The sequence below is a fragment of the Paraglaciecola sp. 25GB23A genome (genome assembly GCF_040012495.1).
Classification (GTDB): Bacteria; Pseudomonadota; Gammaproteobacteria; order Enterobacterales; family Alteromonadaceae; genus Paraglaciecola.
Genome location: NZ_JBDYKM010000020.1, coordinates 25,421 through 44,189, shown reverse-complemented (window position 1 = coordinate 44,189; position 18,769 = coordinate 25,421). Strand labels below are relative to the sequence as shown.

Genomic DNA, 18,769 nt, shown 5'->3' with positions numbered 1-18,769 from the left:
ATAAGCTAAGGCTTACGCCTTAACCTCGCCGCCAAGTATGAAATCGTTCAACCAAGGCCAGAAGTTTTTGCGGCGCATGGGCTTTTTTCCAGTTTCCAGCCACGTTTTTATTGGCTTCAGCCATAGTCGGGTAGATATGAATAGTGCCGAGTAATTTGTTTAAACCGAGGCCATGTTTCATGGCTAATACAAATTCTGCTAATAACTCACCGGCACTGGCGCCCACAATAGTGGCACCCAATATTTTATCTTTACCGGGTGATGTCAGCACCTTCACAAATCCGCGGGCATGATCATCAGCCAAGGCGCGATCTAAGCCGCCAATATCATAACGAGTAACTTCAACCTCAATACCTTGTTGCTTGGCTGAAGTTTCATTTAAACCAACGGTGGCTATTTCAGGCTCCGCAAAAGTTGCCCAAGGAATAACACTGTAATCAACTTTGAAGGTTTTAAACGGCCGAAATAAGGCGTTTACCGCAGCATACCAAGCCTGATGGCTGGCGGTATGCGTAAACTGATAAGGACCTGCAACATCACCGGCGGCTAAGATATTCGGATATTTAGTTTGTAAAAAGTCATTGGTAATAACGGTACGGTCGGTTTCAATGCCGAGTTTTTCTAAACCAAAGCCCGTTAAGTTTGCTTGGCGGCCCACGGCCACTAAAATTTTATCGAAAGGGATACGTTGCTGCTGACCGGCAAACTCCACCAACAAAACATGACCATCACTACTGCTTTCAACACCTACAGCACTGGTATTAAGGCGCAAATCAACACCGTCTTTTTCCAGTTGAATCTGTAGCAATTTGGCGGCATCTGGGTCTTCCTTACTCAATATCTGCACACCCTGCTCAACTTGCGTCACCTGCGTGCCTAAACGGGCAAAGGCTTGAGACAGTTCACAGCCAATAGGCCCGCCCCCCAGCACCACTAAACGTTTTGGCTGTTCGCGGATTTCCCACAGATTATCAGCAGTTAAATAATCGATTTCTTTTAAACCAGGGATGTTAGGCACAAAAGCACGGGCTCCGGTGGCTATCACAATATTACGCGTGGTCAGTGATTGCACGCCGTCTTCGGTTTGAATATCAACCTGCCAAGGGGAAACAATGGTCGCGCTGCCGATCACAACCTTAACGCCAAGCGATTCATAACGTTCAACCGAGTCGTGGGGCTCAATCGATTTAATTACGCTGTGCACTTTGTTCATCACCGCGGCGAAATCAATTTTTGGCGCCGCATAGTTTACCCCCACGTTTTGCGAAGTATGATGAATATGGGCTAATTTACTGGCGTGTAATAAGCTTTTAGAAGGAACGCAGCCAGTATTTAGGCAATCGCCGCCCATTTTATGTTTTTCAACTAAGGTCACCGAAGACTTAACTGCTGCAGCAATATAAGCCGTGACTAATCCAGCCGCGCCTGCACCGATCACCACCATATTACGATCGAATTTTTTAGGTTTTTTCCAGCCTTTGTAAACACGACGTTGCTGTAAAGCACTTAGCATAAATTTAGCCAACAGCGGGAATATGCCCAGTAATACAAAAGATAAGATCAAGTCACCTGAAATAATGTCAGACAACTGATTTATTTCAACCAACTGCGTACCGGCATTCACATAAACGGCTGTACCTATCAACATGCCCACTTGACTAACCCAATAGTAAGTTAAGGTTTTAATACTGGTCACACCCATGACTAAGTTGATGATAAAAAACGGAAATAGAGGCACTAAGCGTAAGCTCAGTAAGTAAAAGGCACCGTCTCTTTCAATGCCTTTGTCGATAGATTCGAGTTTTTTCGAGAAGGTGTTTTTCACCCAATCACGTAATAAAAAGCGCGATGCCAAAAAGGCCAAGGTTGCACCAATGCTTGACGCAAAAGACGCCAATAACAAGCCCCAGCCAAAGCCAAATAGAGCGCCGGCACCCAAAGTCAAAATAGCCGCGCCAGGCACACTCAGGGCCGTAGCCGTGGCATAAATCACTAAATAACCAATAAAGGCCACCAGCCAGTTGGCTTGAATATACTGAGCGAGATCTTGCTGATTACTTTTTAAACTTTCAAGGGTGAGATATTGGTTTAGATCAAACACGAAAAAGCTCGCAATAAGCGCGGCTATGACGACAACTAAGATGATTCTTTTACTATTCATATGGAATTTATGCCTTAAATTTGTAGGTGTAGCTTAACTGAACAAAGCGCGGAAGTTCAGGAAAAACCAAGGTTGAACCAAAATAACCACCTTCAAATACGGGTTGCCAATTTTTCTCATCAGTCAGATTATGGATTTCTAGACGCAGACTTGCTTGCTCTGTCAGCGCCACATTGGTGTTGAGGTTTAGGGTGATTTGGTCGCGAATGAACACCGTGGCTAAATAATCTAGCGGGTAGCTTTTGCTATAAATAGCCGACGCAGATACATCCCAGTTATCCAATATCTGATATCCGCCACTGGCTGAAACGGTTTGCTGTGGTATGCCTTGTAGCCTTTGGTTTGAGGCGGCAAAACCAGCAAAGTTTGGCGCACCGATGCCCGTACCTTGAATAATATCGGGCCGCGAGTTGTCAAAGGCATCAGCCACTTGTTGTGAATCTTGGGCGCTGGCTGAGTCGTCATAACGGGCATCAAGGTAGCTGTATGCTAAGTTCGCCCACATACTGTCGCCCTGATAATATACTTGTGTCTCAAATCCTTTAGCGATAATGCCAGTATTACTGCCATCGCGGTTTCGCAAACTACGACTTTGCTCAAATACCGAAGCATCTGCATACCAAGGCGACTGTGCCGGTGAGTATTTAATGCCCAATTCCACCAGTTCGTTTTCGGTAGCGAAATTTAGCGGATTAATCTTATTACCTGCTCCCAGCACTGTGCCGCCGCCCATACTATTAGACGTTGCTTCATTATAACTGTACGTCGCATATGTCACACTATCGCTACTGATCTTAAGGCGTGCGCTGGCTGAACCTGAATACAACCACTGGCTATAGTGGTCTTGCGCGGCAGTTTGGCCTTGCGGCGCAATAGCATCTCGAGCAGTCACATCATAATGATCCGCGCGCAAGCCAACAGTGGTGCTGAATATGTCATTCCAGTCACTGTCTTGCTGAGCAAATAGACCCGTTTGCCAGGTAGTGGAATCAGTAGTATCAGACAGGGAAAAATCATTCACACCATCATTATTAATATCGTAATTTGCCCCCGGGGATACAAATACACCCGGACGCAGCTCTACTAGGCGAGCTTGTTGTGCAGCGGTCAGCGCAATGCGCCGCTGGGCTAAGGTACCCAGTAAATCAATGGGTAAATCGGCTTCGGTAGTGAACTGGCTGTAGCCCAATACATCGTTGTAACGAATATCAACTCCCCAAGTGGTTTGCTGATCAGCGCTCCAGGCTGAGTTAATTTCAACCCGGTTTTGTGCAGTTTTAGCCCCATCGATAATTTCTACAAAACTATTTTGCGCGATTTCTTCACGATCTAAATACTGAAAATAACTGCGATTGGTAAAGGTATGCAGCGCATTTAATTGGCGCTCGTAGGTGCTGTGTAATACGTAGGTGCGGGCGTTATTGATATTATCTGGGTCGGTTAACACCGTGCTGCGCGGAATTGCTACTTCGCCAGTTGGCGACACAATAGCAAACGAGCCGGGCACGGTTGAACCATTGGGCTGCACACCTTGACCAGTAATGTACAAACCATGATCAATCAGATTTTGCGTTGGGCGGTTAATACCCGCGTTATCGGTAAAATCTACATAATAATATTCAAGGCTGACATCCCAGCTTGATTTATCGTCAGGTAATAAGCGATAAGCAACAAATAAATCTTCACTTTGGTATTGGCTGAAATCGTAATAACTGTCGTTGTCGATGTATTCAGCACTAAGGCGAATACCACTTTGACCTTCTTCTAGCGCGCTATTGACGTCAACTTGACCACGATAATGCTGCCAACTGCCTGCACTGGCTTGCAGTTTTATATCGGTGCCCGACAACGTGGCCACTTTATTGGTTAAATTAACAAAACCGCCATTTCGCTGCGAGGTACCTAATATGACTGAAGGCGCTCCTTTAACAACGTCAATTTGACCGACACTATTAAAGGATAAAGGAATGCCAAATCCGTTATTACCTGCTTGGCGACGCATGCCTTGTTGAAACAACTCACCTAACTGGCCACGAATAGTCGGTAAACTTGGCGCACCAAAGCCACTAGCAGAATAGGTATTGGGTACCAGCATAAGCACATCTTGTAAGTCATCAATAGACAACTGCTCTAACATATCGCTAGAAATTGATGTCAGTGCACGGGCAATATCCGTCAGGCCTTTGTCTTTGCCAAATGGACCGTCAATCACCGCGTTCTTAGGTGACATCACTATAGCAGGCTGGCTAGAGCCCGTAACGGTTACTCGTTCAACACTTTTATCTTGCTCTTGCGCAACTGCGTTAACAGCCATTACTAAACTGGCGCTAACTAACAAGCCGCGCGGTAAAATCGACATACTCTTTCCTTAAAAAATGATTCTGTTTTTATAACCATGCTCCCTCAAAATGACAGATTAAGAGCGACTGGGGCTGCAATCTAAGGCAAGGCCCTGAAATAATCTTGTCCATCTTTTGAGAGACGGTAACGCACAGGTACTATGTCCAAGGCGCCCTCTTCGAGGCAGTATGGGTAAAGACCTACTAGCCGCATGTTTTATTACAACGGTATTTAACTAAAAAAGATTAACTTACAGCTAAACATTCTATATTTAGTTTTTTCTCAGCGAAAAGGCCTTGGCTTTCTTAAGCAAATTAAACATCTTGCGGGCAGACAGTGGCACTGAAATATTATTCACACTCTATGTCATTTGCCGTGATCATATGTCAGTTAACGTATATCTGGCATCAATAAATAATATTCTGTAATAAAAAGTCAATTTGGCGGTCTGTTGACTCGCAACTTTAAACTGTCTGTTGCCCATTAAAAAAGGTAGAGCTAACAACCATAGTGATACCAATCAAAAATTGAGCAGCTTAAAATTATTAGGCTGGAAGACAAAGATAAACAAGGAGTTTAAATGAGTGAAACGCTAGCGATTCAATTTCGAAGACGTTTGCAATGGTCACTATTATCACTACGACTAGGGGTGTTTATTGTCATGTTTGGACCTTAGACAAATTCATCAACCCCGGCCATAGCATTAAAATTTTTGAAAAGTTTTATGCTATAGCAGGGCTCGGTGAAGGTATGGCTTACCTTATTGGTGCCCTGCAGCTAATATTGATTGTAGGCTTTTTAGTTGGTTACCAAAAACGCCTGACCTACGGCCTTACCTTTTTGCTGCACGGCGGGTCGACGCTATCGGCGCTTAGTCAATACTTAGACCCCTTCAATAATTTGCTGTTTTTTGCTGCTTGGCCTATGTGGGCCGCCTGTTTTACCTTGTACTTATTGCGTGATGAAGACACCAAATTGACTTTGGGTAAAGGCTGATAAATATGAGTTTGAAGCTGTAAGATTAACAACTGGATATATTTGCTCCCCAAAACTTAACCCATTTTGGGGTCTGCTGATTTAACTTCACTGCAATTTTTTTAAGTCAAAAGACAGTGTTTAAAATCAATTTGCAATGACATCTTTGCATAGCGTCTACCAGAAGGATATATCCTATTTTTGGCGTTCACGCAGCAGTTCTGATAACACATCTTGCGGCACTGGTTTCGACCAGTAATACCCTTGACCGATATCGCAACCTAGTGAAATCAGTTTTTTAAGCGTTGCTTCATCTTCTATACCCTCTGCAACGGTTTTCAGTCCCAGACTCGCAGCCATATTAATTATGGCTTTTACTAAGGGCTCGTCATGTTCAGCAACACACAGCGAGGTGATAAAGGAGCGGTCTATTTTAAGTGTGGTAGCGTTAAAATCGCGCAGATAGCCAAGGTTTGAGTAGCCGGTACCAAAATCATCAATCGCGATGGTGATACCCAATTCGCTTAATTCCTTAAGTTGTTGTTGAATATGCTCGGTCTGATCAATAAGTAATGACTCAGTTAACTCTAACTCGAGTGCTTCAGGAGGCAAACCGGCTTCATGTAATGCAGTTTCAACAATGTGCTGCAACTGCCCATCCTTAAATTGCATTACTGAAATATTTACCGCTACGCGCAGGTTTACAAAGCCTAACCGGCGCTGCAATGCGCAGCTCAAACATGCCTGCTGGAGCACCCAGCGGCCTAATTCATTGATCAAACCGCTAGTTTCAGCTAAGGGGATAAATTGATCAGGGCCTATCATACTGCCATCAGCTTGCGGCCAACGTAATAGGGCTTCAACCACAATAATATCATCACTGTTGAGCGTTATCATGGGCTGATAATAGAGTTGGAACTGCTCCTCAATCAGAGCTCGACGCAATAATTGCAACAATCTGAATTTATCATCGCTAGCTTTATCAAGACTCTTGTCGTAATAGTGGTAGGTATTGCGACCCTCTTTTTTTGCTTGATACATTGCAATGTCTGCTCTTCGGCACAGTTGTTTAAAGTCTGTACCGTCGTCTGGGGCGCAAGCTATGCCCAAGGAGGCAGAAATAACGACCTTATTGTGTAATATTTCAAATTCAGACGCACACTGCTGTATCAATGTTTCCGCTAAGTGATCTAATTGACCACGGCCAGGAGTGTAGGGCGCCAGTAGCAGAAACTCATCACCACCAAAACGAATAAGATAATGATCAGCCAGTAACATTTCACTCAAACGTCGGGCAAGTTGCTCCAGCAATTGGTCTCCTGCGGCGTGTCCTAGCGCATCGTTTACTGGCTTAAAATTATCCAAATCGAAGAATAACAGCGCAAGTTTTTGTTGTTTTGCCCCACAGTTAGCTAAAGATTTAACAAACAGCTCTTCGCCATAAAAGCGGTTAGGCAAATTAGTCAGGGTATCGTGATGGGCTAGATGCTGAATTTCGGCTTGGCCTTGTTGTACTTTGGCATTTTCACTCTGTAATGACAGCATCAAGCGCTTAATATCTTGCACCAAAATATATACGCTAAACCCTGTTACAACAAAGATGACCATAATAAACAACAAATGTGACCAGCTTAAAGTTGGAATATGAGGAGTGATGAAGCCATGTAGTGTTAACCACGTCACAAAAATACATTGCGCAAGTACAAACAATAGGACTGATAGAAACAAACCACCACCGCCTAAGATAGCAGCGAAGATAAGGAGTGCTGGGTATCCAAGAATTGCCAAATCAAACAAACCTGCACCCGTTAAAGCCAGTGCAAATAACATAGCCGTCATAGAGCCGAGCAGGATATAAGCTGATGCTAGCACTTTATGTTTAAATGCTAAGCCTAAAGCTAACAACAGAAAGCCAAGACCGGCGGTAAAAATGATAAAAGTAATACCTCTCGCCACCAGAAGCGTAGCTATTAAGCCAAGTGCGCTTACAGCACAAATCTGCATAAGCCTGTAACGACGAATCTGGCTGAATACATCTTGTTCAAAATTATCCTGCCACGCCCTGATTTGAGGTTTTTTGCTTGGGTCCATTGAGAAACCTGATTAATCGCAGTGTTTTACTGTAACGCTTAAATAGTTAAAAACCTAATAGCAAAGACTCACCTTGTTCGAAAGTTTTCATGCTAATCAATTGCGAAACTAGTTAAATAACTCTCAATAGTCGATTGATTTACGATGGGTGTCTTCGTAATTTTATCCATTTTTACGTCTTAGTCATTTGTTTAGCACCTTCCCAGCACTCAATCTAAGAACATTGTATAGGCAAGCAATATTGTTTACTCTCAACCCACTTAAGTACATTGAATTTGGAACATGTAGATGGATGAGATTAACACTGATTATTTGATCGTGGGCGCAGGCGCACTTGGTTTGTCTTTTGCGGATTCGATACTCGAATATAGTGATAAACACATCACTTTTGTCGATCAACATGCAAAACCAGGCGGCCACTGGAATGTGGCTTATCCGTTCGTCACATTGCACCAGCCTAGTGCCACTTATGGACTTAATTCAATGAGCTTTGGCGATGATCTGATCGATACGGATGGTCCCAATAAAGGTTTTTACAAGCTTGCTACGGGTACGCAAGTATTAGCGTATTTTGAACGAGCAATGCAAGAGCGTTTTATTCCCAGCGGCCGCGTTAGTTATTATCCTATGTCTCGTTATCAACAGAACGCTAGTGGCGAACATATAATTGTATCAAGTGTGTCTGGTAAGGAAACTCGTGTAAATGTTAGGCAAAAACTGGTGGATGGCCGTGCATTGACCGCCTCTGTTCCTGCAACACATAAACGCAAGTTTGAAATTGCTGATGGTGTACGTTTAACCACACCTGATAAATTGCCCGAAGTCTGGTTGACCGATGCAAAGGTACCTAAGCATTACGTAATAGTGGGCGCAGGAAAAACAGCCATGGATGTGGGTGTTTGGCTTTTAAATATGGGGGTTGAAGCGTCTAAAATTAGTTGGGTTCGCCCGCGCGAGACTTGGTTGATCAACCGTGCATCAACCCAACCTGGCTCAGAATTCGCTAGCCATAATATTGGGTGGCAACTAGAACAAATGCGCATAGGCGCGACTGCGTCTAATAGCGACGAAATATTCCTGCATCTGGAAAAGCATGGTCATATGATCCGTCTTGATCAGACTAGCCTGCCAAGCAAATTTCACTTTCCAACAATTTCACAAGGCGAAGTTGATTTACTGCGGCAGATCAAACATGTCATCAAAATTGGACGAGTTAACTTAATCAAAGCGGGTCAGTTGCAAGGTATAAACGGCAACGCTGAGGTGCCAGCTGATTCGTTGTTTATTGATTGTACCGCAACCGCCGCAACGCGTTTAGATGTTTCACCCATCTGGGAAGGTGACCGGATAACGCCGTCGCTACTGCAAGCTCCCCTAGTCTCACTCAGCGCATCGATCGCTGGATTTATTGAGGTAAGCTTCGACACCAATGAAGAAAAGAACGCTCTCGCTGTCCCGATACAAATGACCGACACGCCTGAGCATTATCCGCAGGCAATGCTGGGTAATGTAATGAATCGTATTCTTTGGTCACAAAATCCTGCCATCATGAATTTCCTAAATACAGCCAGACTTGATCCCGCACAGCGAATGAGAAGTGCGATGGCCGGAGTTAGCGACAGTGTTCGAAACGACGCGGGTCAAATTCGTGACGCAACTATTGCCGCAATTCCAAATCTAAAAAAGTTAGTAGCAGAGAATAAAAGTAAGTAAATAAATAGATGTTAAAACAGGCCAACAGCCTCAATGGATAGATATTTTCAGCGCTCAGTTGAACGGTTTACCATGGATGGCAAGACTGGGTGCGGATCATCAGGGACGTGTTAACTCCCAAGTATAAACATCCACTTTTCTAAAGGCACAAAAAAACCGACACTTAGTCGGTTTATTGTTTACTTGTAAAGTTTGGTACCAGCGGGTTCAGCTGGATTGTTTAGCTGCGCAGCAGCGCCCAGTTGAACGGTTTGCCATGGATGGCAAGACTGGGTGCGGATCATCAGGGACGTGTTAACTCCCAAGTATAAACATCCACTTTTCTACAGACACAAAAAAACCGACACTTAGTCGGTTTATTGTTTACTTGTAAAGTTTGGTACCAGCGGGCGGACTCGAACCGCCACACTATCACTAGCGGGGGATTTTGAATCCCCTGTGTCTACCAATTTCACCACGCTGGCATCGTATTTTTGATTTACTTCACTCAAAAATCGTTGCAAATCTTTACAAGCTTTTGCTTTGTTCTTGAAATCGCTTAACAGCAGTTCCAAGAGGAGCGCATTATAGCGAGGCTTACTGCGCTTGCAAGTGTTTTGTTGCTTGCAAGATGCAGACTGATTATTTTTTAAACATCTTGGCTTTAAAATTTAACCATGGCCCGTTTTACAATGGCGCTCACATCGATTGATGGGTCTAAGGTGCCATATTGATGGTATTGCTTGTCAGCTAATCTAGTAGTAATAAATGCCTTGGCAATCCAATCGTCACCGTACACCAGCAGTGTGGCCGATTGCCACAAGAGTGCGAGACTTTCCATTATTTGTCGGGCGCGTAATTCGATATCTTGTTGCGCGGCAAATTCCACTAAAAATAGTTCGAGTTTTTTGTCGAACAAGGGCTCTTTACCGCGAGCTTGTTGAAATTCGTTTATTAGTGCCGCAAGAGTCTCTGGTTCTCGCTTGAGTACCCGAAGTAAATCTAAACACTGCACATTACCCGAGCCTTCCCAAATTGAATTAACCGGTGCTTCTTTATATAAACGACTGGTAATATTTTCATCCACATATCCCACTCCCCCAATGCATTCCATCGCTTCATAGGTATGCTGAATAGCCCGTTTGCAGATCCAGTATTTACCAATGCCAGTAGCACTTCTGATCAAAGCAGCTTGTTGAGGATCAGCGCTATGGTCCAGTGCATAAGCAATGCGCATTGAGATGGCTAAGGCGGCTTCGGCCTCTAAGGCTAAATCCGCCAATACATTCAGCATTAAGGGCTGATCGTGCAGATTTTTGCCAAATACACTGCGCCCAGACGTATGCCAAATGGCTTCTTTGACCGCTTGTGCCATTAAGGCGCTGGAGCCTAACATGCAATCATAACGAGTCAGTGCCACCATTTGAATAATGGTGTTTATACCTTTTCCTTCTTCACCCAATAACCAACCGTGAGCGCCCCGAAACTCAATTTCTGAACTGGCATTCGATTTATTGCCTAGTTTATTTTTTAAACGTTGAATGTGTATGGGGTTTTTACTGCCATCTTCGCGCCAACGGGGCACGAGAAAGCACGATAACTTTTGCTCTACTTGGGCGAGTACCAAAAAACCATCACACATGGGTGCGGAACAAAACCACTTATGTCCCGTTAACGTGTATAACTGGCCGCCCCCAGACTGGCCAAGGGGAAATGCCACTGTTGTATTAGCCCGTACATCCGACCCTCCCTGTTTTTCAGTCATTGCCATGCCAATGGTCAGTCCGCCTTTTTCAAACCAAGGCTTGTTGCGCTCATCGTAACGATTCGACAGAATTTTAGGCAACCAACGCGCGGCTATATCAGGCTGGATTGAGATGGCGGGTACACTGGCAAAGGTCATGGTCAGTGGGCAACCTGAACCAGGATCAGCGTGATTGTGTAAAAAGGCTAAGGCAGCGCGCACAACATGCGCCCCAGACTGTGTATTGGTCCAAGGTAAATGACAATGGCCATGTTCAATGGCATGGGCCATTAATTGATGATAAGCCGGGTGATAATCGATCTGATCGATTCGATGACCAAATCGATCATGGGTTTGCAGTTCAGGCAGATGTTTGTTGGCCGCAAAGCCCGCCTCTAACAAATGATGTCCAACACCATAACCAAACTGACTGAGGGCAGTTTCACCCCAGCCGCCACCAAACCGAATGACCCAATGCTGTAATACTTCATCACCTAAATAGGCATTGTATTGCGCTAAAGGAGTCGGTTGGTTAGTAACCGTATGGGTATCTGCCTGTGTTTGACTTGCTGCAGTTGTCGGAGGCCTATCAGACATAATGCAATCCTGAGTGTGATATTTTGAATATGCTTACTGTGCCATACTCAAGCAAAAAAGCATTAACATTTATGTCACACCAAACAGAGTTGATTGTCTTAGCCTGTATTAAAAAACAGCGGCCCCTAACTCAAAATTATAGGGACCTTTGTTTACTTAAAAATAAAGGGTAATTTAAGATGCTTTAAAACTGTTGGCCGCTACACAGGCTTGGGTTATTTCGGCCCATTGTCCGGCGGCAACCCACTCTGCTTTTGCTACCCATGTTCCACCAACGGCGAATACATTAGGTAGGGCCAAATAACTGTCTTTATTGGCGGGGTTAACCCCACCGGTCGGACAGAACTGAATATGCTTAAATAACGACGAAATCGCTTTTAAAAAAGCCACTCCACCGGATAGTTCAGCGGGGAAAAGCTTCATTTCAGTTATGCCATGTTCCATCACTTCGGCAATATCTCGCATGTTTTGCACCCCAGGAATAAACGGGATACCACTGCTGAGCATGGCTAACAACAAAGAATTGGTTACCGTTGGTGTAACGATATAATCCGCACCTGCATTGATAGCCGCGTCCAAAATAGTTGTGTTGTATACGGTGCCTGCTCCCACTAGCAATTTAGGGAAAGCTCGCTTGATTTCGCTAAGCGCTTGCAAGGAGGCCTCGCTACGCAACACTATTTCGACACTGTGCAAGCCTGCTTGCTCCATGGCTCGAGCGATATTAACGCCCTCTTCGACCGAATTGGTTTGAATAATTGGCAGTAGGGTCTGCGTGCCCATCAGTGATGAAATTGATTGCATATAAATAGGTTCTCTAATTAAGTGTCAAATTGACGAATAATATTATTTAAGGTTTCTTTAGCATCGCCGAAGATCATGCGGCAATTCGGTTTGAAAAACAGTGGGTTGTCAACACCGGCAAAACCCGATGCCATACCACGTTTTAATACAAATACATTTTTAGCCAGATCAGCATTAATGACCGGCATACCATAAATGGGGCTACCTTTCATTTCACGAGCGGCTGGATTCACTACGTCATTAGCGCCAATCACCAAAGCCACATCGAAGTTTTCAATGCGCTTGTTGATTTCGTCCATTTCAAATAATTGCTCGTAGGATACGTCAGCTTCAGCCAGTAAGACGTTCATGTGGCCGGGCATACGTCCAGCAACGGGGTGAATCGCATAGGCCACTTCAGCACCGTTTTCTTCTAGCAACATTTGTAACTCTTTCATGGCATGCTGGGCCTGTGCTACCGCCATTCCATAACCAGGAATTACCACCACAGATTGAGAGGCCTCGAGCACATAAAAAGCATCATCGGCCGACAGCGCTTTGACTTCGCCTTCAATCAGCATCTTCTCGTTACTAACTGACTGAAAACCACTAAATAATACATTCAGTAATGAACGATTCATGGCTTTACACATAATTTGGGTAAGAATGATGCCGCTTGCTCCCACCAATGAGCCCGCCACAATCAACAAGTTATTATGTAAGGCAAAACCAGCGGCACAGGCGGCGAGTCCTGAATAACTATTCAATAACGATATCACTACCGGCATGTCAGCCCCACCAATGGGTATAACCAACATAACGCCAAACAATAGTGATAGGCCAATGGCAATATATAAGTACTCTGATTGCTGTGGAAAAAGCACAAACATCACGCCACTGGCAATGACAGCCAGAACAATCAATAAGTTAACCACTGCTTGACCACGAAACATAATGGGGCGGCCAACGATACGTTCACTGAGTTTCCCCCAGGCCACTAAGCTACCCGAAAAGGTCACGCCGCCAATCAATAAAGCTAAGTAGGTCACTACCAGAATAAATATCGACATCTGGGTAGGTGCTGCCATAGTTGACCATGCCACAAATAAGCTAGCCAAACCGCCGATGCCATTAAGCAAAGAGACCAACTCAGGCATAGCTGTCATAGCAATAAGCCGCGCTGCAAATACGCCTACTATTGAGCCTGCCACCATGGCAATAATGATCCATTGATAACTTACTATCGATAAGTCTAGTAAGGTCACGACAATCGCTAATAACATTGCTAAGGACGACAAAGCATTGCCTTTACGTGCTGTTGAGGGATGGCCTAACAGTTTTAATCCGTAGATAAAAAGTGCTGCCGCAATAACATAAACAAAATTGATTAATAAGGCGCTATTCGCCGTTAACTCTATCATACGGCCCCCTTATTGCTTTTTCTTGAACATGGCGAGCATGCGATCAGTAACCAAGTATCCGCCCACCACGTTAATGGTAGCCAAAAATACCGCAAAAGCACCGAGATACATGGCGTAATCACCCAAAGTTTCATCGCCAGCAAGGACTAAGGCCCCCACCACGGTAATGCCTGAAATCGCATTGGCCCCGGACATCAAGGGTGTATGCAAAGTTGCTGGTACTTTTTGAATCAGTTCAAAGCCGACAAAGATCGACAACATTAAAATAAAGAGTAAATAAATTCCGTCCATCTTAGGCCTCCGCAGTCATTTGGGTTGGTTTAGCGTAAATTACTACGCCATTTTGTTGATAAAAATCGCTGATCATCTTGTTGACTACCTTACCTTGGTAGCTAATAACACAAGCCGATAGCACTTCATCTTCAATATCCAGAGCAAATTGATTTGACTCTTTATCCCAAAATTCACCAATAAGATTCAACACATTACTGGCGTACATTTGACTGGCATGTTTGGCGACACCATTGGCCCAATACCCTGTACCAATTACACTAACACCATTGATTTGCACGGTTTCACCAGAAATCGAGCCCATCACATTACCGCCGTTTTCGGCCGCCATATCCACAATGACACTGCCTGGTCGCATAGATGCAATAGTCGCTTGATCGATTAACACCGGCGGCTTACGTCCAAAGAGTTGTGCCGTGGTGATAACAATATCGGAGTCAGCAATACACTTAGCCTGCTCACGCTGTTGAATTTGCATTTGCTCTGGCGTTAAGGCCTGCGCATAACCTTGCCCGGTTTCACCGGTTTGGCCTAAATCAATTGCGAGGAACTTAGCACCCAGTGAACGCACTTGCTCCGCCACTACACTGCGGGTATCAAAGGCAGTAACACTCGCCCCTAGACGTTTAGCGGTGGCAATGGCTTGCAAGCCCGCGACACCTGCACCAATGATGAAGACCTTGGCCGGTTTTAAGGTTCCAGCGGGCGTCATCATCATCGGAAAAACCGAATCTAAGGTGTTAGCGGCCTGCAATACCATGACATAACCCGCTAAACTGGCTTGTGAACTCAAGGCATCCATTTTTTGACAACGGCTAATACGCGGGATCATTTCCATACTAATACTGGATAGATTTGCTGCACATAACTGCTGAATATAAGCAGACTCATTAAATGGGTCGAGGTAACTGACGAGCAATGATTCTGCACTAATAGTTTGCAGTTCATCACTTGGCAACTTGTGTAAGGCCGCAATAATATTGGCTTTACGCAGCAAGGCTTGCCGACTATCCGCTAGTTCAGCACCGGCTTCAACATACTCATCATCACTTATGTGTAGCGCGATCCCCAAGCCCTTTTCAATTAACACTTTTGCACCTAATAAGGTGTAAGCTTTCACATTAGCTGGCATTAGTGCACAGCGTTTTTCCCCCGGCTTTGACTCAACCGGAAATCCAATAATAGGCATAATTCCCCCTTTAACAATTAACAGTTGCGTTACTTCGACTATGCACGCATAGGGTTAAAACGGAAAATTCATAGTATTTATACAGACTATCGGCATAACCGCGAGCGCATAGAAAGAAGCACCCATGACAAACTTTTGTTACTACCTAATGTAAATCGGGGGCTTATTAGTTTATACCTCAAAGATTAAACACCTTCCTCTAGCGCCTAGTGACTAAATGCAAGAGGAGTGAGCAAACCACCTTCACTCTTATAAAAATGTTCTTTGTATTTGTAAACAGCTAGTTAGCTTGATGTTCAAATGCTAATAACTGTGCCTTAATTAACTCACTAAAATTCTCTTTTGGAATAATTGCACCTGGAAATTGAATAACCAAACCTGCTGCTTTACAAAGGCTGTGCACTAAAGTCAGCTCGCTCAAGGACACTCTTTAAACAATTAACTAGCCACTCACTTTTATTTATTCTCCCCCCTAAATCCTGTTAAACTGCACAAAAGCACTTAAAACAGATTTTCATGAATTCACCAAAAATAAGCTCTCCCCGTGCCGGATTTTTCCGTCGTCTTGCTGCATTTATTTACGATACTTTAGTTGCGATAGCGGTCGCTATGGTAGCTGCAATGTTGATGCTCATAACCTTATTATTATTGGTTGAAAATGGGGTTTTAGATAATCAAGGTTATGCTAATTTTAGTGAACTTTTTCAGCACAGTATCTTTTATCAAAGCCTGCTACAGATCTGGGTAAGTATTTGGGTGGTTGGATTTTTTTTGTGGTTTTGGCGCAATGGTGGACAAACTATTGGCATGCGAGCTTGGCGACTCAAAATATTTAGTACTACAGATAAACCCTTTGGCTATGGCAGAGCGCTACTGCGCCTAATCAGCTCATTGGGTGGTTTGGGGACCCTACTGGTACTATTTGATGTCAAACACAAACAGTCATTGCAAGACAGAATAGCCGGTACTGAGATACTGTATTTAAGCAAAGAGGCCAACCATCATAAGGCATGGAAGGACCTCCAAGATTAATATTGTTTAGGTAACAGGGGCTAACTTAACCTCGCCGTTGTAAGAGATACATGGCGATAAATGCAAATACGGCACTGGGAAATGCAGCACCAAATAAGGGGGGTAATTGATAAACACTGCTGAGTGTGCCAAATACCTCATTACTGACAAAAAAACCGAAGCCGGTCAAGACCCCCATAATAATGCGCGCCCCCATCGTTACGCTACGTAAAGGGCCAAAAATGAAAGACAAGGCCATTAATAACATTACCCCCACCGTGAGAGGTTGCAATACCTTGCGCCACAACGCTAATTCATAACGCTTAGAGTCTTGGCTATTGTTCTGCAAGTACTCGATATAACCATATAAGCCACCAATAGATAGGGCCTCTGGTTTAACCGTCACCACACCAAGTTTGTCTGGCGTTAATGTGGATATCCAATAATCTTGTTCTTTTTGAGTCACGGTTATTTGTGTTGCTAAATAATTGGTATACTCGACATCTTTAAGCAGCCACGCCTGTCCATCATAGTTGGCTCGTTGGCCGCTAATAATTTGTTGTAAAGCCAGCTTTTCGTCAAAGCGATAGACAGTGACGTCACGTAGATTATTTCTATCTATCACCTCGCCGATACTCACAAAATTTTCGCCGTCTTTAGCCCAAACCAAATTTTCAGAGGAAAATAGGCTCCCCCCTGATATAGCTTGAGTGCGTATTTCTTTAGCTTTGGCCTCGGTCACAGGTGCGACCCACTCTCCTACCATCATAACAATTATTACCATCAGCAGCGCCGATTTCATCGCAGATACAATTATGTTCCAACGACTTAGGCCAGCAGCCTGCATAACAACCAATTCACTGTTACTGGCTAGAATCCCCATACCTATTAGCCCCCCAATTAAGGTGGACATAGGAAAAAACTGTTCAAACTCACGGGGTAAACTCAGAAGTATGTAAATTGCAGCCACTGTCATATCATAACTGCCCTTACCCACTTGTTTCATCTGCTCAATAAAACGAATGAGTGCACTCAAACCTGCCAGTACACATAGGCTCATAGCGGTGGTGGATAATAATGTCCGCGCGATATACCAATCTATAATCTTAAACACGGGCATCACCTCGCAGTCTTGCTCTTAAGCGCACACCTAATGGTCGCCCTTTAAGTAATAAGGCAACCCCAATTAGGAGTAAAATACCGTGCACCCACCACAAACCTAATTGCGCTGGAATATTGCCCTCTTCTAGCGCCTTGCGTCCGGCCATCAACATTAAAAAATAACCAAGATATAACAGCAAAGCAGGTCCCATTTTACCAAAGCGCCCCTGCCTCGGATTTGCGGCACTCAATGGAACGGCAATTAACACTAGAAAAGGTAGAGATAGTGGTAAAGCCAAGCGCCAATGCAGTTCCGCAATAGCATCAATTGATGGGTCACCTAACAGCTTCATCGTCGAATACGCGGTTAGTTTGCGTCTTTGTTGTTCTACTTCTTGTTCAGCGATTTGAATTTGATATTCAGCGAACTCGATAATCCGATAGTCTTGTTTGCCTAATGTTCCTTCATATTGTAAACCGTCTTTTAGGATTAATTTTTCCGCTCCGTTTTTCTCTTCGAGCACGCCACCGCTTTGAGCATAAACGATTCTAATATCTTGCTTTCCGGCATCCTTGGTGTGTTGGGCCAGAAAAACCTTACGCAGAGGGCTTTGCCCAGGCTCGATATCGTGGACAAAGATCACAGCCTGTTGATTGGCAGTTTGCTGAAACCGCCCAGGAATGACGGTAGTCAATCCACTTTGTGCACCGGCTTTTTCTTCAAGTTGATATTCACTTTCAACCGCTAAAGGCGACAACCAAAGAGTTAATACCCCTGTTAACAATGCCATCACCACTGCCACCACTAACATGACACGGGTAATGTACCATTCACTGATACCACAGGCTCGCATCACACTCATCTCACTATCAACATATAAGCGACCATGAGCCAACATAATGCCAAGAAATAAACTAAGGGGGAGAATTAGCGACGCCAACACCGGCATACTCAATGCTAAAAAACCGAGCACAAGATTAGCCGGAACGTCACCATTTGAAGCTTCAGCTAAAACCCGAATAAACTTCTGAGTTATAAAAATTGCCATCAATAACATAAAGACGGCAATTTGAGATTTGACAGTTTCTGTCACTAAATATCGAAATATCAGCACGCGAGTTCCAAAGGAAAAAGTGGTATTTTAGTAGCGCTACAGGAAATTTTAAGTAAACTTAGCGTTTTCTCAAGTTTAATTTATCTACAGTGTATTTTTCATGCACTTAGCCCCAGTAATCCTTAAGAATTATCTGTGACTCAAATTATTCTTGCAATCTTATCACAGCATTACTCAGAACGGCTCGCAAGCAAAGAATTTTCTAGCGTATTATTCTGGGTAGTGACTTTTTATGTAGCCAAATAATAGCGGAGAAAG

General features: G+C 44.1%; 13 protein-coding genes, 1 tRNA gene and 1 pseudogene. 3 read left to right on the top strand and 12 right to left on the bottom strand.

Annotation, left to right across the window (positions count from 1 at the left end):
• Positions 1-19: 19 nt before the first annotated feature.
• Together ABKW31_RS18550 and ABKW31_RS18545 are read right to left on the bottom strand one after the other, a co-directional pair.
• The gene (locus ABKW31_RS18550) at positions 20-2,161 is read right to left on the bottom strand and encodes an FAD-dependent oxidoreductase (RefSeq protein ID WP_348618079.1); all 2,142 of its coding nucleotides are present in this window, start codon (positions 2,159-2,161) and stop codon (positions 20-22) included.
• A gap of 7 nt (positions 2,162-2,168) precedes the next feature.
• The gene (locus ABKW31_RS18545; protein WP_348618078.1) at positions 2,169-4,520 is read right to left on the bottom strand and encodes a TonB-dependent receptor; all 2,352 of its coding nucleotides are present in this window, start codon (positions 4,518-4,520) and stop codon (positions 2,169-2,171) included.
• Positions 4,521-5,081: 561 nt separating this feature from the next.
• On the opposite strand from ABKW31_RS18545, the pseudogene ABKW31_RS18540 reads away from it, so the two are divergent.
• A pseudogene (locus ABKW31_RS18540) lies at positions 5,082-5,497 on the top strand (hypothetical protein).
• Between the two features lie 174 nt (positions 5,498-5,671).
• Here the strand turns inward: ABKW31_RS18540 and ABKW31_RS18535 are convergent.
• Positions 5,672-7,567: an EAL domain-containing protein gene (locus ABKW31_RS18535; RefSeq protein WP_348618077.1), complete on the bottom strand. Its 1,896-nt coding sequence runs from the start codon at positions 7,565-7,567 to the stop codon at positions 5,672-5,674.
• A gap of 288 nt (positions 7,568-7,855) precedes the next feature.
• On the opposite strand from ABKW31_RS18535, the gene ABKW31_RS18530 reads away from it, so the two are divergent.
• A complete protein-coding gene (locus tag ABKW31_RS18530; RefSeq protein ID WP_348618076.1) occupies positions 7,856-9,280 on the top strand; it encodes a hypothetical protein in 1,425 nt (474 codons plus the stop codon).
• A gap of 377 nt (positions 9,281-9,657) precedes the next feature.
• Here ABKW31_RS18530 and ABKW31_RS18525 read toward each other — a convergent pair.
• From ABKW31_RS18525 to ABKW31_RS18495, 7 genes are all read right to left on the bottom strand, one after another.
• Positions 9,658-9,744: transfer RNA gene (locus tag ABKW31_RS18525), tRNA-Leu, on the bottom strand.
• Positions 9,745-9,923: 179 nt separating this feature from the next.
• Positions 9,924-11,600, bottom strand: a complete 1,677-nt coding sequence (locus tag ABKW31_RS18520; protein ID WP_348618075.1) for an acyl-CoA dehydrogenase family protein — start codon at positions 11,598-11,600, stop codon at positions 9,924-9,926.
• Between the two features lie 174 nt (positions 11,601-11,774).
• Positions 11,775-12,404, bottom strand: coding sequence for a bifunctional 4-hydroxy-2-oxoglutarate aldolase/2-dehydro-3-deoxy-phosphogluconate aldolase (gene eda, locus ABKW31_RS18515; RefSeq protein WP_348618074.1), 630 nt, complete (start codon positions 12,402-12,404; stop codon positions 11,775-11,777).
• Positions 12,405-12,421: 17 nt separating this feature from the next.
• Positions 12,422-13,804 (bottom strand): NAD(P)(+) transhydrogenase (Re/Si-specific) subunit beta, encoded by a 1,383-nt coding sequence (locus ABKW31_RS18510; protein ID WP_348618073.1) that lies wholly within the window; start codon positions 13,802-13,804, stop codon positions 12,422-12,424.
• Between the two features lie 9 nt (positions 13,805-13,813).
• Positions 13,814-14,095: an NAD(P) transhydrogenase subunit alpha gene (locus ABKW31_RS18505; RefSeq protein WP_348618072.1), complete on the bottom strand. Its 282-nt coding sequence runs from the start codon at positions 14,093-14,095 to the stop codon at positions 13,814-13,816.
• Position 14,096: 1 nt separating this feature from the next.
• Positions 14,097-15,284 (bottom strand): NAD(P) transhydrogenase subunit alpha, encoded by a 1,188-nt coding sequence (locus ABKW31_RS18500; protein WP_348618071.1) that lies wholly within the window; start codon positions 15,282-15,284, stop codon positions 14,097-14,099.
• Positions 15,285-15,564: 280 nt separating this feature from the next.
• Entirely contained in the window at positions 15,565-15,705 is a 141-nt protein-coding gene (locus ABKW31_RS18495; protein ID WP_348618070.1) for a hypothetical protein, read from the bottom strand.
• 95 nt (positions 15,706-15,800) lie between these two features.
• Here ABKW31_RS18495 and ABKW31_RS18490 point away from each other — a divergent pair, with 95 nt between their 5' ends.
• Complete coding sequence (locus ABKW31_RS18490; protein WP_348618069.1) at positions 15,801-16,316, top strand: RDD family protein; 516 nt, start codon at positions 15,801-15,803, stop codon at positions 16,314-16,316.
• A 25-nt stretch (positions 16,317-16,341) separates the two neighbouring features.
• Here ABKW31_RS18490 and lptG read toward each other — a convergent pair whose 3' ends face one another.
• Together lptG and lptF are read right to left on the bottom strand one after the other, a co-directional pair.
• Complete coding sequence (lptG, locus tag ABKW31_RS18485; protein ID WP_348618068.1) at positions 16,342-17,409, bottom strand: LPS export ABC transporter permease LptG; 1,068 nt, start codon at positions 17,407-17,409, stop codon at positions 16,342-16,344.
• A complete protein-coding gene (gene lptF, locus ABKW31_RS18480) occupies positions 17,402-18,511 on the bottom strand; it encodes an LPS export ABC transporter permease LptF (protein ID WP_348618067.1) in 1,110 nt (369 codons plus the stop codon). The genes lptG and lptF overlap by 8 nt, the downstream gene beginning before the upstream one ends.
• Between the last annotated feature and the right edge of the window lie 258 nt (positions 18,512-18,769).